Origin of the sequence: Pseudomonas sp. UFMG81 (genome assembly GCF_015354575.1) — a bacterium.
In the GTDB taxonomy this organism is placed as follows: Bacteria; Pseudomonadota; Gammaproteobacteria; order Pseudomonadales; family Pseudomonadaceae; genus Aquipseudomonas.
Genome location: NZ_JACAFQ010000011.1, coordinates 80,225 through 94,651, shown reverse-complemented (window position 1 = coordinate 94,651; position 14,427 = coordinate 80,225). Strand labels below are relative to the sequence as shown.

The 14,427-nt window shown below is 64.5% G+C and carries 10 protein-coding genes; 8 read left to right on the top strand and 2 right to left on the bottom strand.

Going from position 1 to position 14,427, the window contains the following annotated elements; all coding sequences use genetic code 11:
• The first annotated feature begins 13 nt into the window (after positions 1-13).
• The 7 genes from IX761_RS10750 (at position 14) to IX761_RS10720 (ending at position 11,238) form a co-directional block, all read left to right on the top strand.
• Complete coding sequence (locus tag IX761_RS10750; RefSeq protein WP_194789572.1) at positions 14-1,624, top strand: AAA family ATPase; 1,611 nt, start codon at positions 14-16, stop codon at positions 1,622-1,624.
• 130 nt (positions 1,625-1,754) lie between these two features.
• Positions 1,755-1,973 (top strand): hypothetical protein, encoded by a 219-nt coding sequence (locus tag IX761_RS10745; protein WP_194789571.1) that lies wholly within the window; start codon positions 1,755-1,757, stop codon positions 1,971-1,973.
• Between the two features lie 26 nt (positions 1,974-1,999).
• A complete protein-coding gene (gltB, locus tag IX761_RS10740) occupies positions 2,000-6,445 on the top strand; it encodes a glutamate synthase large subunit (RefSeq protein WP_194789570.1) in 4,446 nt (1,481 codons plus the stop codon).
• A 106-nt stretch (positions 6,446-6,551) separates the two neighbouring features.
• Complete coding sequence (locus IX761_RS10735; protein ID WP_194789569.1) at positions 6,552-7,970, top strand: FAD-dependent oxidoreductase; 1,419 nt, start codon at positions 6,552-6,554, stop codon at positions 7,968-7,970.
• 129 nt (positions 7,971-8,099) lie between these two features.
• Complete coding sequence (locus IX761_RS10730; RefSeq protein WP_194789568.1) at positions 8,100-9,611, top strand: amidase family protein; 1,512 nt, start codon at positions 8,100-8,102, stop codon at positions 9,609-9,611.
• A gap of 98 nt (positions 9,612-9,709) precedes the next feature.
• Positions 9,710-10,774, top strand: coding sequence for a uroporphyrinogen decarboxylase (gene hemE, locus IX761_RS10725; RefSeq protein WP_194789567.1), 1,065 nt, complete (start codon positions 9,710-9,712; stop codon positions 10,772-10,774).
• A gap of 116 nt (positions 10,775-10,890) precedes the next feature.
• A complete protein-coding gene (locus IX761_RS10720; RefSeq protein ID WP_194789566.1) occupies positions 10,891-11,238 on the top strand; it encodes a YgiW/YdeI family stress tolerance OB fold protein in 348 nt (115 codons plus the stop codon).
• A 119-nt stretch (positions 11,239-11,357) separates the two neighbouring features.
• Here IX761_RS10720 and IX761_RS10715 read toward each other — a convergent pair whose 3' ends face one another.
• Positions 11,358-12,599, bottom strand: a complete 1,242-nt coding sequence (locus IX761_RS10715) for an MFS transporter (protein WP_194789565.1) — start codon at positions 12,597-12,599, stop codon at positions 11,358-11,360.
• A 112-nt stretch (positions 12,600-12,711) separates the two neighbouring features.
• On the opposite strand from IX761_RS10715, the gene IX761_RS10710 reads away from it, so the two are divergent.
• Positions 12,712-13,614 carry a LysR family transcriptional regulator gene (locus tag IX761_RS10710; RefSeq protein ID WP_194789564.1) on the top strand — a complete coding sequence of 301 codons (903 nt, stop codon included), beginning with the start codon at positions 12,712-12,714 and terminating at the stop codon, positions 13,612-13,614.
• A 3-nt stretch (positions 13,615-13,617) separates the two neighbouring features.
• On the opposite strand, the gene IX761_RS10705 is transcribed toward IX761_RS10710, so the two are convergent.
• Entirely contained in the window at positions 13,618-14,421 is an 804-nt protein-coding gene (locus tag IX761_RS10705; protein ID WP_194789563.1) for a hypothetical protein, read from the bottom strand.
• Between the last annotated feature and the right edge of the window lie 6 nt (positions 14,422-14,427).

Here is a 14,427-nt window from a genome sequence, read left to right as displayed (position 1 = left end):
TTGTGACAACGCAATGACCAGTCTGCATGCCGATGAGGCGTTTCTCGATCATTACCAGCTGAGCCACGATCCGTTCGCGCCGCGGGTGCCCGGTTTCAAGTTCTTCCCCGCCCAGCGCAAGCCGGTGCTCGGCCAGCTGCACCACCTGGCGCGCTACAGCCAGCTGATGCTGGTGGTCACCGGCCCCGTGGGCAGCGGCAAGACCCTGTTGCGCCAAGCGCTGGTGGCCAGCACCAACAAGCAGTCGGTGCAGAGCGTGGTGGTTTCCGCCCGTGGTGCGTCCGATGCTGCCAGCGTGCTCGGCCAGGTGGCCCAGGCGCTGAACGTGGCCCAGCCAGAAGTGCAGGCGATCCTGACGCAGGTGGTGCAACTGGCACTGACCGGCCAGGAAGTCTACTTGCTGGTGGACGATGCGGAACAACTCGACGAGTCGGCACTCCAAGCGTTGCTGGAGTTGGCGGCAGGTGTGGCCGAAGGGCGTCCTCATGTGTTCCTGTTCGGCGAGCCCTCGCTGATTGCAGGGCTGGAGGAGCTGAGCATCGATGAAGAGCGGTTCCATATCATCGAGCTGGCCCCCTATAGCGAGGAGGAAACCCGCGAGTACCTGGAACAGCGCCTGGATGGCGCCGGACGGGGCATCGACGTGTTCACCCGCGAGCAGATCGTCGACATCCACGAAAACTCCGACGGGTGGCCTGGGACCATCAACCAGGTCGCTCGCGATACCTTGATCGAAGCCATGATCGCCAGCCGCACCACGGTGAAGCGACCATCCATGGGGTTCAAAATGCCTAAGAAACACGTGCTTGCGCTGTCCGCTGTGGTCGTGGTCGCCGTTGGTGCGGCGGTCCTGATGCCGAAGAAAGGCGACAAGGCCCCGGCCGAAGTGCCTGCCGCCCAGGCCCAGCTGCCGCTGGGGCAGGGTGGCAATGGCGCGCCGGCCATCGAATTCTCCGGTTCGTCGCAACCCATGCCGTTGCCGCTGGTGGGTCAATCGCAGCCAGTCATGCGCGAGCCCCTGGCCCAGGCCGCTGGTATGGGTGAGGGCGAAGAGGGTGGCCCGGCAGGCAATACCGCCTTGCAGCCGTCGGCCCCTTCGGCGACTGTGCCGCCCACCGTGACCACCATCGCACCGCCGCAGGGTGCGACCGCCAGCCCTGCGCCGGTACCGGCCCAGCCTGTGACGACCGCTCCGGTTGCACCTACCCCGAAACCAGTCGCAACCCAGCCGGCAAAACCGGTTGCGCCGGCTAAGCCTGCCCCAGCCCCGACTCAGGTCGCTGCCGCCAAGCCTGCGGCCAAGCCAGTCGAAAAACCGGCAGCTGGTGGCGCCGGTAACAGCAGCTGGTATGCAGGCCAGAAGCCCGGCAACTATGTGGTGCAGCTGTTCGGTACCAGCTCCGAGGCGTCGGCCCAGTCGTTCGTCAAGGCGCAGGGTGGCGACTATCGCTACTTCAAGAAAAACCTGCAGGGCAAGCCTCTATACGTGGTCACCTATGGCAACTTTGCCAACCGTGACGCCGCCGCTGCGGCAATCAAGAACTTGCCAGCCAAGGTCCAGGCTGGTAAACCTTGGCCACGTACCGTCGGCAGCGTCCAACAAGAGCTGGCCACGGCCCGCTGACACCTTCCGGGCGGCACCACCCCGCCGCCCAGTTGCTGAGCGACTTCTAGCTTTCGACTAGCCTGCTGCGCTTCAAGTGCGGCAGGCTTTTCTGTCCCAGACTGCCGGCCACAAGCCCCGAGTTGCAGTCATGGCTGAAACGCTTCAGACTCGAGCCAAGCCGTTACCACGGCACATGGCGCAAAAGCATTCAAAATTGCGACATAAATTTTCAATGGTGAGACATGAAAATTTGTGGGCATCGCTGTCGCTGTGCAACAATGGTTTTCCATGGCCACCGCAAAAAAGCTGGCGTTTGATCGGCGTGGATGGTAAGTGGTTGTTAAAAAAGAGATTTGCCTCCGGTTGAGAGGTGAACCTGGTGAGAAAGTGTCTATGAAAACAGGTCTGTACCATCCCGAAGAATTCAAGGACAACTGTGGTTTCGGCCTGATCGCCCATATGACGGGCGAACCGAGTCACCACCTTCTGCAAACCGCCATGCAGGCCTTGACCTGCATGACCCACCGCGGCGGCATCAACGCCGACGGCAAGACCGGTGACGGTTGCGGTCTGCTCATGCAGAAGCCCGATCATTTCCTGCGTGCCATGGCCCAGGAACACTTCGCCGTCGAGCTGCCCAAGCAGTACGCCGTCGGCATGGTGTTCTTCAACCAGGACCCGGTCAAAGCCCAAGCTGCCCGCGCCAACATGGACCGCGAGATCGTCAACGCCGGCCTGAAGCTGGTCGGCTGGCGCAAAGTGCCGATCGACACCAGCGTGCTGGGCCGCCTCGCTCTCGAGCGCCTGCCGCAGATCGAACAGGTGTTCATCGGCGGTGAAGGCCTGAGTGATCAGGAATTCGCCATCAAGCTGTTCAGTGCTCGTCGCCGTTCGTCCGTGGCCAACGCCCACGACACCGACCACTACATCTGCAGCTTTTCGCACAAGACCATCATCTACAAAGGCCTGATGATGCCGCGCGATCTCGCGGCGTTCTATCCGGACCTCGGTGACGAGCGCCTGCAAACCGCGATCTGCGTGTTCCACCAGCGCTTCTCCACCAACACCCTGCCGAAGTGGCCGCTGGCCCAGCCCTTCCGCTTCCTCGCCCACAACGGCGAGATCAACACCATCACCGGCAACCGCAACTGGGCCATGGCCCGTCGCACCAAGTTCGCCAACGACCAGATCCCCGACCTCGAAGAGCTCGGCCCGCTGGTCAACCGCGTCGGTTCCGACTCCTCGAGCATGGACAACATGCTCGAGCTGATGGTCACCGGCGGCATCGACCTGTTCCGTGGCGTGCGCATGCTGGTACCGCCAGCCTGGCAGAACGTCGAGACCATGGACGCCGACCTGCGCGCCTTCTACGAATACAACTCCATGCACATGGAGCCGTGGGATGGCCCGGCCGGTATCGTCATGACCGAAGGCCGCCACGCGGTGTGCCTGCTCGACCGCAACGGCCTGCGCCCGGCACGCTGGGTGACCACCACCAACGGCTACATCACCATCGCCTCGGAAATCGGCGTGTGGGGCTACCAGCCCGAGGAAGTTCTGGCCAAGGGCCGTGTCGGCCCAGGCCAGATCCTGGCCGTGGACACCGAGACCGGTCAGATCCTCGACACCGACGCCATCGACAACCGCCTGAAGTCGCGCCACCCGTACAAGCGCTGGCTGCGTCAGCACGCCACCCGTATCCAGGCGACGCTGACCGACGACCAGGGCGCGGCCAGCTACGACGCCGACCAGCTCAAGCAATACATGAAGATGTTCCAGGTCACCTTCGAGGAGCGTGACCAGGTGCTGCGTCCGCTCGGTGAGCAGGGCCAGGAAGCGGTCGGTTCGATGGGTGACGACACGCCGATGGCCGTGCTGTCCCAGCGCGTGCGTTCGCCGTACGACTTCTTCCGCCAGCAGTTCGCCCAGGTGACCAACCCGCCGATCGACCCGCTGCGCGAAGCGATCGTCATGTCCCTGGAAATCTGCCTGGGTGCCGAGCGCAACATCTTCCAGGAGTCCCCCGAGCACGCCTCGCGGGTGATCCTCAGCTCGCCGGTCATCTCGCCCGCCAAATGGCGTTCGCTGATGAACCTGGAGCGCGAAGGCTTCGACCGCCAGCTGATCGACCTCAACTATGAACAGAGCGTCGGCCTGGAAGCGGCCATCCGCAACATCGCCGACCAGGCTGAAGAAGCGGTGCGCAGCGGCAAGACCCAGCTGGTGCTGAGCGACCGCTACATCGCCCCGGGCAAGCTGCCGGTGCACGCCTCGCTGGCCGTCGGTGCGGTACACCACCGCCTGACCGAGCAGGGCCTGCGTTGCGACAGCAACATCCTGGTCGAGACCGCCACCGCCCGTGACCCGCACCACTTCGCCGTGCTGCTGGGCTTCGGTGCCTCGGCCGTCTACCCGTACCTGGCCTACGAAGTGCTGGCCGACCTGATCCGCACCGGCGAAGTGCTGGGCGATCTGGACGAAGTGTTCAAGTACTACCGCAAAGGCATCTCCAAGGGCCTGCTGAAGATCCTGTCGAAGATGGGCATCTCCACCATCACCTCGTACCGTGGCGCCCAGCTGTTCGAAGCCATCGGCCTGTCCGAGGAAGTGGTCGGCCTGAGCTTCAAGGGCGTGTCGAGCCGCATCAAGGGTGCGCGTTTCGAAGACCTGGAGAGCGACCAGAAGCTGCTCGCCGCCGAAGCCTGGAGCGCGCGCAAGCCGATCCAGCAGGGTGGCCTGCTCAAGTTCGTCCACGGTGGCGAGTACCACGCCTACAACCCGGACGTGGTCAACACCCTGCAGGCCGCCGTGCAGCAGGGCGACTACGCCAAGTTCAAGGAATACACCACGCTGGTCGACCAGCGCCCGGTGTCGATGATCCGCGACCTGCTGAAAGTGAAAGTGGCCGACCAGGCCCTGGCGCTGGATGAAGTCGAGCCGCTGGAAGCCATCCTCAAGCGCTTCGACTCCGCCGGCATCTCGCTGGGCGCGCTGTCGCCAGAGGCCCACGAAGCCCTGGCCGAGGCCATGAACCGCCTGGGCGCGCGCTCCAACTCCGGTGAGGGCGGCGAAGACCCGGCCCGCTACGGCACTATCAAGAGCTCGAAGATCAAGCAGGTGGCCACCGGCCGCTTTGGCGTGACCCCGGAGTACCTGGTCAACGCCGAGGTGCTGCAGATCAAGGTGGCCCAGGGCGCCAAGCCCGGCGAGGGCGGCCAGCTGCCAGGCGGCAAGGTCAACGGCCTGATCGCCAAGTTGCGCTATGCGGTACCGGGCGTGACGCTGATCTCGCCGCCGCCGCACCACGACATCTACTCGATCGAAGACCTGGCCCAGCTGATCTACGACCTCAAGCAGGTCAACCCGCAGGCCCTGGTCTCGGTCAAGCTGGTCGCCGAAGCTGGCGTGGGCACCATCGCCGCCGGCGTGGCCAAGGCCTATGCCGACCTGATCACCATCTCCGGCTACGACGGTGGCACCGGTGCTTCGCCGCTGACCTCGATCAAGTACGCCGGCGCCCCGTGGGAACTGGGCCTGGCTGAAACCCACCAGACCCTGCGCGGCAACGACCTGCGCGGCAAGGTGCGGGTACAGACCGACGGCGGCCTGAAGACCGGCCTGGACGTGATCAAGGCCGCAATCCTCGGCGCCGAGAGCTTCGGCTTCGGCACCGCGCCAATGATCGCCCTGGGCTGCAAGTACCTGCGCATCTGCCACCTGAACAACTGCGCCACTGGTGTTGCCACGCAGAACGACAAGCTGCGCAAGGACCACTACATCGGCACCGTCGACATGGTGATCAACTTCTTCACCTTCGTTGCCGAAGAAACCCGCGAGTGGCTGGCCAAGCTGGGCGTGCGCAGCCTGGGCGAGCTGATCGGCCGTACCGACCTGCTCGACGTGCTGCCGGGCGACACCGAGCGCCAGGGCCACCTCGACCTGACGCCGCTGCTGGGCAGCTCGCACATTCCGGCCGACAAGCCGCAGTTCTGCGAAGTCGACAAGAACCCGCCGTTCGACCAGGGCGAGCTGGCCGAGAAGATGGTCGCCATGGCATTGCCGGCGATCCGCGACATGGCCGGTGGCGAGTTCAGCCTCGACATCTGCAACTGCGACCGCTCCATCGGTGCGCGCATCTCTGGCGAAATCGCCAAGCTGCACGGCAACCAGGGCATGGCCGCCGCGCCGATCACCTTCCGCTTCAAGGGCACCGCGGGCCAGAGCTTCGGCGTGTGGAACGCCGGTGGCCTGAACCTGCACCTGGAAGGCGACGCCAACGACTACGTCGGCAAGGGCATGACTGGCGGTAAGGTGACCATCGTGCCACCGACCGGCAGCCCGTTCGAAACCCAGCACAGCGCCATTGTCGGCAACACCTGCCTGTACGGCGCCACCGGCGGCAAGCTGTTCGCCGCCGGCACCGCGGGCGAGCGCTTCGCTGTGCGTAACTCCGGCGCCCACGCTGTGGTCGAGGGCACCGGCGATCACTGCTGTGAATATATGACCGGCGGCTTTGTCTGCGTCCTGGGCAAGACCGGTTACAACTTCGGCTCTGGCATGACCGGCGGTTTCGCCTACGTGCTCGACATGGACAACAGCTTCGTCGACAAACTCAACCACGAGCTGGTGGAAATCCAGCGCATCAGTGGTGAGGCGATGGAAGCCTACCGCAGCCACCTGGCGCGGGTTCTGGGCGAGTATGTGGATGAGACCGGCAGCGAGTGGGGGCGTGAGCTCTCGGAGAACCTGGACGACTACGTACGGCGCTTCTGGCTGGTCAAGCCGAAGGCGGCCACGCTCAAGCAACTGCTGTCCAGCACCCGCGCCAACCCGCAGTAACAACAGCTGCAAGTGGCCGGCCCCGTGCGCGGGGCCGGCCCGGCTCAAGTGATCGTCTTGCAGCTTGCGGCGCATGCCGGCAACTGCGGTAAAGAGGTTTTGAAAAATGGCTGAACGTCTGAACAACGACTTCCAGTTCATCGAAGTGGGTCGTAAAGATCCGAAGAAAAAACTGCTGCGCCAGCGCAAGAAGGAGTTCGTCGAGATCTACGAACCCTTCAAGCCCGCGCAATCCGTGGAACAGGCACACCGCTGCCTGGGCTGCGGCAACCCCTACTGCGAGTGGAAGTGCCCGGTCCACAACTTCATCCCCAACTGGTTGAAGCTGGTCTCCGAAGGCAACATCCTCGCGGCTGCTGAACTGTCGCACCAGACCAACACCCTGCCGGAAGTGTGCGGCCGCGTGTGCCCGCAGGACCGCCTGTGCGAAGGTGCCTGCACCCTCAACGACGGCTTCGGCGCGGTGACCATCGGCTCGGTGGAGAAGTACATCACCGACACCGCCTTCGCCATGGGCTGGCGCCCGGACATGTCCAAGGTCAAGCCCACCGGCAAGCGCGTCGCCATCATCGGTGCCGGCCCTGCTGGCCTGGGCTGCGCCGACGTGCTGGTGCGTGCCGGCGTGACCCCGGTGGTGTTCGACAAGAACCCCGAGATCGGTGGCCTGCTGACCTTCGGCATCCCCGAGTTCAAGCTGGAAAAGACCGTGCTGAGCAATCGCCGCGAAGTCTTCACCGGCATGGGCATCGAGTTCCGCCTGAACACCGAGGTGGGCCGCGACATCACCATGGAGCAACTGCTCGCCGAGTACGACGCGGTATTCATGGGCATGGGCACCTACACCTACATGAAGGGCGGCTTCCCCGGTGAAGACCTGCCGGGCGTGCACGACGCGCTGGACTTCCTGATCGCCAACGTCAACCGCAACCTGGGCTTTGAAAAGTCGCCGGAAGACTTCGTCGACATGCAGGGCAAGAAGGTCGTGGTGCTGGGCGGTGGCGACACCGCGATGGACTGCAACCGCACCTCGATCCGCCAGGGCGCCAAGGCGGTGACCTGCGCTTATCGCCGTGACGAAGCCAACATGCCGGGCTCGCGCAAAGAGGTGAAGAACGCCAAGGAAGAAGGCGTGAAGTTCCTCTACAACCGCCAGCCCATCGCCATCGTCGGCGAGGACAAGGTCGAAGGCGTGAAGGTGGTCGAGACCCGTCTCGGCGAGCCGGATGCCCGTGGCCGCCGCAGCCCCGAGCCAATCCCCGGCTCTGAAGAGATCCTCCCGGCCGACGCCGTGGTGATCGCCTTCGGCTTCCGCCCAAGCCCAGCGCCGTGGTTCGAGCAGCATGGCATCCAGATGGACAGCCAGGGCCGCGTGGTGGCACCGGAAAAGGGCACGTTCAAGCACCAGACCAGCAACCCGAAAGTGTTCGCCGGTGGTGACATGGTGCGCGGTTCCGACCTGGTGGTGACGGCGATTTTCGAAGGCCGGACAGCGGCCGAGGGGATCCTCGATTACCTGGGTGTGTGATTGAGGGCACATTAAAAAGGGCGGATCCTACCCGGCCCGGCGAAATGTCGGGCTGGCTCCTGAGTTCACTGATTCCGAGACTCGAAGCGTTCTCCATTGCAGAGAAATTTCAGTCAAGGAATCAGATGAATGAACGAGCCGAAGCAGCAAACACCGATTGATGTAATACCCCATCCTTTCCCTCTCAACGATGCGTCGGCAGCCGATTTCGATGGCCCGTTGTTCGCCTCGGTCATCGAACCGGACGACAACGATTTCGCCAGCATCGCCCAGCTTCAGGCGCGCCTTGCCGAAGGCCCGCTGACCTCCGTCAAACTGGTCAAGCGCTGCCTCGCGCGCATCGCTGCGCTCAATCGGCGCGGCCCGCAGCTCAGGGCCGTGATCGAAACCAACCCCGACGCGCTGCATATCGCAGAATGCCTGGATACCGAACGTGCCCGAGGGGTAATCCGTGGTCCATTGCACGGCATACCCGTGCTGCTCAAAGACTCGATCGATACCGGCGACAACTTGCAGACCAGTGCGGGTTCGCTGGCACTGGTCGGTCAACCGTCCCCGGCGGACGCCTACCTGGTCCAGCGCCTGCGCGCCGTGGGCGCGATCATTCTCGGCAAGGCCAACATGTCCGAATGGATGGGGTTTCGCGATTGGCAGGCCCCCTACGGCTGGAGTAGCCGTGGTGGCCAGACGCAAAGCGCGCTGGGCAAGGGCTGGCCGGTGTTCGGATCGAGCGCGGGTTCGGCGGTGGCCGTTTGTGCAGGCTTGGCGCCTGTTGCCGTGGGCACCGAGACGAATGGATCGCTAATGGGGCCAGCCTACATGAACCAGGTGGTGGGCCTGCGCCCGACCCAAGGCCTGATCAGCACATCCGGCCTGGTACCGCTCTCCAGCAGGCAGGATACGCCTGGGCCCATGGCGCGTACGGTGACCGACGCAGCCTTGCTGCTCGATGCCATGTTCGGCCTGGACAGGCCAGAGCCTGCGCCGGCAGGGGCACCGGATTCACTCATCGACTACGCCTCGGGCCTGGATGCGCAGGCGCTGAAGGGCGCCAGGTTGGGTTACCCGTCGGTCACCGCGCAGGGCGGTGCGATGATCGAGGATCCTGCCTTTGCCTTGCTGGCGCGGCGCCTGGAAAGCGCCGGTGCAAAACTGGTGCCGGTCGATTTCGTCTTTCCCCCGCTGATGCAGACGCAACTGGCGGTGCTGCGCTTCGACTTCAAGCGCGAGCTGGCACACTACCTGGCGGGCCGACCGGGCATCGGGCCAAAGACCCTTGCCGACGTGATCGCCTTCAATGCGGCCAATCCATCGCCGGAAGGCCATGGCCAGGGTTTGCTGGAAAGCGCCCAGGCACTGATGTTCAACGAGCCGTTCTACTCGCTGTTGGCTGACAGCTTGCGCAACCAGAGTCGTGCACTGATCGACACCGCGCTCCAGGCCCATGACCTCGAGGCGCTGGTCGACCTGCCGATGGGCAACCTGATGGGGTATGGCGCGCAGGCGGGCTATCCGGGGCTCATGGTGCCCGCTGGGCGGGATGACGAGGGGATGCTGGCCGGGTTGTATCTTGCCGGCGGTCAATGGCGCGATCGAGCCTTGCTCGCGCTGGGCTATGCCTTCGAGCAGAGCGGGGCCTAGCGGTTTCCTGTCCGAAGAGACAAATTGGCGCGGTGTCTTGCCGTGCCTTTTCTCGTGCGGTCTGCGAAAATGCCCCCACCATTCTGCCGGATATCGCTATGACCGCCCTGAAGAACGACCGTTTCCTTCGCGCATTGCTCAAGCAACCCGTAGACGTCACCCCGGTGTGGATGATGCGCCAGGCCGGCCGCTACCTGCCGGAGTACCGCGCCAGCCGTGCCAAGGCCGGCGACTTCATGAGCCTGTGCATGAACCCGCAGTTCGCCTGCGAGGTCACCCTGCAGCCGCTGGACCGCTACCCGCTGGACGCGGCCATCCTCTTCTCGGACATCCTCACCATCCCCGATGCCATGGGCCTGGGCCTGTACTTCGAAACCGGCGAAGGCCCACGTTTCAAGAAGGTCATCAGCACCCCGGCGGACATCGAGGCGTTGCCGATCCCCGACCCGCAGAAGGACCTGGGCTACGTGATGGATGCGGTCAGTACCATCCGTCGCGAACTCAACGGCCGCGTACCGTTGATCGGTTTCTCCGGCAGCCCCTGGACCCTGGCCACCTACATGGTCGAAGGCGGCTCGTCGAAAGACTTCCGCAAGACCAAGGCCATGGCCTACGACAACCCCGAAGCCCTGCACCTGCTGCTGGACAAGCTGGCCCAGTCGGTCACCAGCTACCTCAATGGCCAGATCCTCGCCGGTGCCCAGGCCGTGCAGATCTTCGACACCTGGGGCGGCAACCTGTCGGCGGCGGCCTACCAGGAGTTCTCCCTCAACTACATGCGCAAGATCGTCAGCGGCCTGATCCGTGAGCACGAAGGGCGCAAGGTGCCGGTGATCCTGTTCACCAAGAACGGCGGCCTGTGGCTGGAAAGCATCGCCGAGGCCGGCGCCGACGCGCTGGGCCTGGACTGGACCTGCGAGATCGGCGACGCCCGCCGCCGCGTCGGTGACAAGGTGGCGTTGCAGGGCAACATGGACCCGACCGTGCTGTACGCCAAGCCCGAGGCCATCCGCAAGGAAGTGGCGCGCATCCTCGCCAGCTACGGCAAGGGCAGCGGCCATGTGTTCAACCTCGGCCACGGCATCACCCCCGAAGTTGACCCAGAGCACGCTGGCGTGTTCATCAACGCCGTGCACGAGCTGTCGGCGCAGTATCACCAGTAAGTCGAAGCGCAACGTGAAAAAGCCCGGCCACGTGCCGGGCTTTTTTTGCATTAAGTTTCAATTCAGCGATCGTCGTTAATCTGGTGCCATCAAAACGCAAACAGGACACGATCACCATGAAAGCCAAATACCTCGCCCTGATCCTCGCCCCGCTGTTCAGCACCGCCGCCCTGGCCACCAGCTACACCGGCCCCGGCGCCCAGGCCGTGACCACCGTCGCTGCAGCTAAAGACGCCGCCGACGACACCCCGGTGGTGCTGCAAGGCTACGTGACCAAGAAGATCAACAACGACGACAAGTACGAGTTCAAGGACAACACCGGCACCATCACCGTCGAGATCGACAACGAAGACCTGCCGCCGACGCCGTTCAACGACAAGACCAAAGTCAAGCTGACCGGCGAGGTGGAGAAGCACCTCATGAGCCGTGAGGTGGATGTGGATATCGTAGAGATCATCAACTGATTGAAGAATGAGGGGCTGCTGCGCAGCCCATCGCGACACAAGGCCGCTCCTACAGGGAAACGCGTACCCCTGTAGGAGCGGCCTTGTGTCGCGAAAGGGCCGCAAAGCGGCCCCAGCGATCAGGCAGTCTTTGGCGGTAACTTGCTTAACCGCACCGCCACCAGCAACGCCACCCCCAGCAAACTGCCAATGAACACCCCGATCCCGTTCCACCCCCACTGGTGCCAGAACACCCCACCCGCCGTCCCCGCCACACTCGACCCCGCGTAATAGCAGAACAGGTACAGCGATGACGCCTGCCCCTTGGCTTTCAGCGCCCGCCGGCCAATCCAGCTGCTGGCCACCGAGTGCGCGCCAAAGAAGCCGAAGGTGAACACCAGCATCCCCACGATGATCAGCGCCAATGGGCTGGCCAGGGTCATCAGCAACCCACCGGCCATCACCACGATGCTGGCCCAGAACACCTTGCGCCGGCCCAGCTTGTCGGCCAGCGCGCCGACCTGCGCCGAGCTGTAGATCCCCGACAGGTACACCACCGACAGCAACCCGACCAGCGCCTGGTTCATGTGATAGGGCCCGGCCAGCAGGCGGTAGCCGATGTAGTTGAACAGGGTGACGAAGGCGCCCATCAGCAGGAAGGCTTCGAGGAACAGCCAGGGCAGCCCGGCATCCTTGAAGTGCATGACGAAGCCGTCCAGCAGGCTGCGCGGGTTCAGCGTCTGCGGCCGGAAGTTGCGCGACTCGGGCAGCACTTTCCAGAACACCACGGCCGCCACCAACGCCAGGCCGCCAATCACCAGCATCGCCGTGTGCCAGCTGACGAAGTCGATCAGCACCCCGGTGATCAGCCGCCCACTCATGCCGCCAATGGCGTTGCCACCGATGTACAGGCCCATGGCCAGGCCAATGTGCTGTGGGTGGATTTCTTCGCTCAGATAGGTCATCGCCACCGCCGCCAGGCCGCTCAGCGCCAGGCCCACCAGCGCGCGGCTGGCCAGCACCAGCTCCCAGCTCGGCATTACCGCGCTGGCCAGGGTCGCCAGGGCCGCGCAGAGCAGGGCGCAGACCATCACCGGCTTGCGCCCGATGCGGTCGGAAATCGGCCCGGTGACCAGCAACCCGATGGCCAGCATGGCGGTGGACACCGACAACACCAGGCTGCTCTGCGCGGCATTGATGGCGAACTCCTGCGACAGCAGCGGCATCATCGGCTGCACGCAGTACAGCAGGGCGAAGGTGGCGAAGCCGCCGCTGAACAGGGCCAGTACGGTTTTCATGAAGGCAGGGGTGCCTTTTTCGATCCAGATGTCGTTGAAGACAGGCTCGGGTTCGACAGGCAGGGGGGCGGCGGCAGATCTCACGGAGGGGCACCTCGGGCGTTGCGATGGAAAAAATCATATAGCTGGCTATTGATTAGATCCAATATATTGTTCGACCTGTTTAAGACGTTTGACGACCTGTTCGGAGCCCGCCATGGAGCTGCGTCACCTGCGTTATTTCATCGCCGTGGCCGAAGAGCTGCACTTCGGCCGCGCCGCCCAGCAACTGGGTATCTCGCAACCACCGCTGAGCCAGCAAATCCAGGCCCTGGAGCAGGAGCTCGGCGCGCGCCTGTTCGAGCGCACCAACCGTCGGGTCGAACTGAGCGAGGCCGGACGGCTGTTCCTCGACGAAGCCCGCCAGGTGCTGGCCCAGGTGGAGAAAGCCGCTGATGTGGCACGGCGTGCGCAGCTGGGTGAACTGGGTGAGCTGAAGATTGGCTTCACCTCCTCGGCGCCCTTCACCTCCAGGCTGCCCAAGGCCTTGCATGCATTCCGCCAGCAGTTCCCGGCAGTGCACCTGAACCTCAAGGAACTGAGCAGCCGCGATGTCGCCGAGGGGGTGTTGGATGAAACCATCGAAGTGGGCCTGATGCGGCCGATGCCGCTACCGGAAGGGGTGGTGGCCACCGAGTTGCTGCGCGAGCCGCTGGTAGTGGTGCTCAATGCCTCGCACCCACTGGCCCAGGGCAGCGAGCAGGGGCTGTACATGCAGGCCCTGGCCGACGAGCCCTTCGTGTTCTTCCCGCGCAGCTACGGCAGCGGCCTGCATGCGCAGTTGCTGAGCCTGGCGCGCCAGGCCGGTTTCAGCCCGCACTTCGCCCAGGAGGCGGGGGAGGCGATGACCATCATCGGCCTGGTGTCGGCGGGGTTGGGGGTATCGGTGCTGCCAGCGTCGTTCCAGCGCATGCGCATCGACGGGGTGGTCTACCGCACCCTGTTGGACGAGGGCGCCGACACCGCCGTGTGGCTGGTGCGGCGCAGCGGCGAAGGCTCGGCGATGGCGCGGGCCTTCGCCGCCTTGCTGGGCGGGCAGCCGGTCACGCCGCCCGCCTGAGGGTCAGTCGACGTGGGCCAGTTCGCCGCGCAGCGCCACGGCGCTGACGAAGGTGCCGGCGCGGCACTGGAACTTCTCTGAGTCCTTGTACAGCGCGCGCTGGTCGACGCTGGCGATGTTCACCACCGCGTTGGCATCGGCCTCCTGGGCCGCGCGCTGCATGGTCGCCAAGGCCGATTGCAGGGCCCAGTAGCAGGCCTCGCTGTCGGACTTGTTGCTGCCGTTGGTCTTGCGGCTGCTGCTCACTGTGCGCAGGGTGCGCACCGAGGTCGGCAGGGCCTCGCCGGCCAGGTAGAAGGTCACGCTGCCGTCGAGCAGGCCCGCCTCGGTGGCGCGCTTCACGCCTTCGCGGAAGCTCAGGTAGGTCGGCCCGTCGACGCCCTGGTTGATGATGCCCAGGTTGTTCACCACCTCGATGTCCGGGTTGAACGACAGCTCCTTGAGCACGTTGTCGCGCAGGCGGTTGATCCAGCGGTTGTAGTTGCCGTGGATCTTGCCGTTCTTGTAGTCCAGGCCCCAGCTGCTGCGGTAGACGATCTGGAACTCGGTGGGGCTGAAGGGGATGTCGACCTCGGCATGGTGGCGACCACGCACGGTGATGGCTGCCTTGACCATGCCCGGACGCACCGACTGCACGATCCACTGGCGGTCGTTGAGCGCGGTGACGATGGCGCGCTTCATCTGGTCGTCGGTGAAATTGAGGTCCTTGGCGAAGTCTTCCTTGGCGTTGTACACCGGCTTGCTGGTGCACCCGGTGAAGACCAGGGCCAGTGCCAGCAAGGCGAGGATGCGGTGAATCCGGGACATTCCTTT

What these genes read in the sequence shown, in the direction of transcription:
- gltB (WP_194789570.1), top strand. Translation starts at nt 2,000, where the DNA reads ATGAAAACAGGTCTGTACCATCCCGAAGAATTCAAGGACAACTGTGGT.
- IX761_RS10750 (WP_194789572.1), top strand. Translation starts at nt 14, where the DNA reads ATGACCAGTCTGCATGCCGATGAGGCGTTTCTCGATCATTACCAGCTG.
- IX761_RS10720 (WP_194789566.1), top strand. Translation starts at nt 10,891, where the DNA reads ATGAAAGCCAAATACCTCGCCCTGATCCTCGCCCCGCTGTTCAGCACC.
- hemE (WP_194789567.1), top strand. Translation starts at nt 9,710, where the DNA reads ATGACCGCCCTGAAGAACGACCGTTTCCTTCGCGCATTGCTCAAGCAA.
- IX761_RS10730 (WP_194789568.1), top strand. Translation starts at nt 8,100, where the DNA reads ATGAACGAGCCGAAGCAGCAAACACCGATTGATGTAATACCCCATCCT.
- IX761_RS10705 (WP_194789563.1), bottom strand. Translation starts at nt 14,421, where the DNA reads ATGTCCCGGATTCACCGCATCCTCGCCTTGCTGGCACTGGCCCTGGTC.
- IX761_RS10745 (WP_194789571.1), top strand. Translation starts at nt 1,755, where the DNA reads ATGGCTGAAACGCTTCAGACTCGAGCCAAGCCGTTACCACGGCACATG.
- IX761_RS10735 (WP_194789569.1), top strand. Translation starts at nt 6,552, where the DNA reads ATGGCTGAACGTCTGAACAACGACTTCCAGTTCATCGAAGTGGGTCGT.
- IX761_RS10710 (WP_194789564.1), top strand. Translation starts at nt 12,712, where the DNA reads ATGGAGCTGCGTCACCTGCGTTATTTCATCGCCGTGGCCGAAGAGCTG.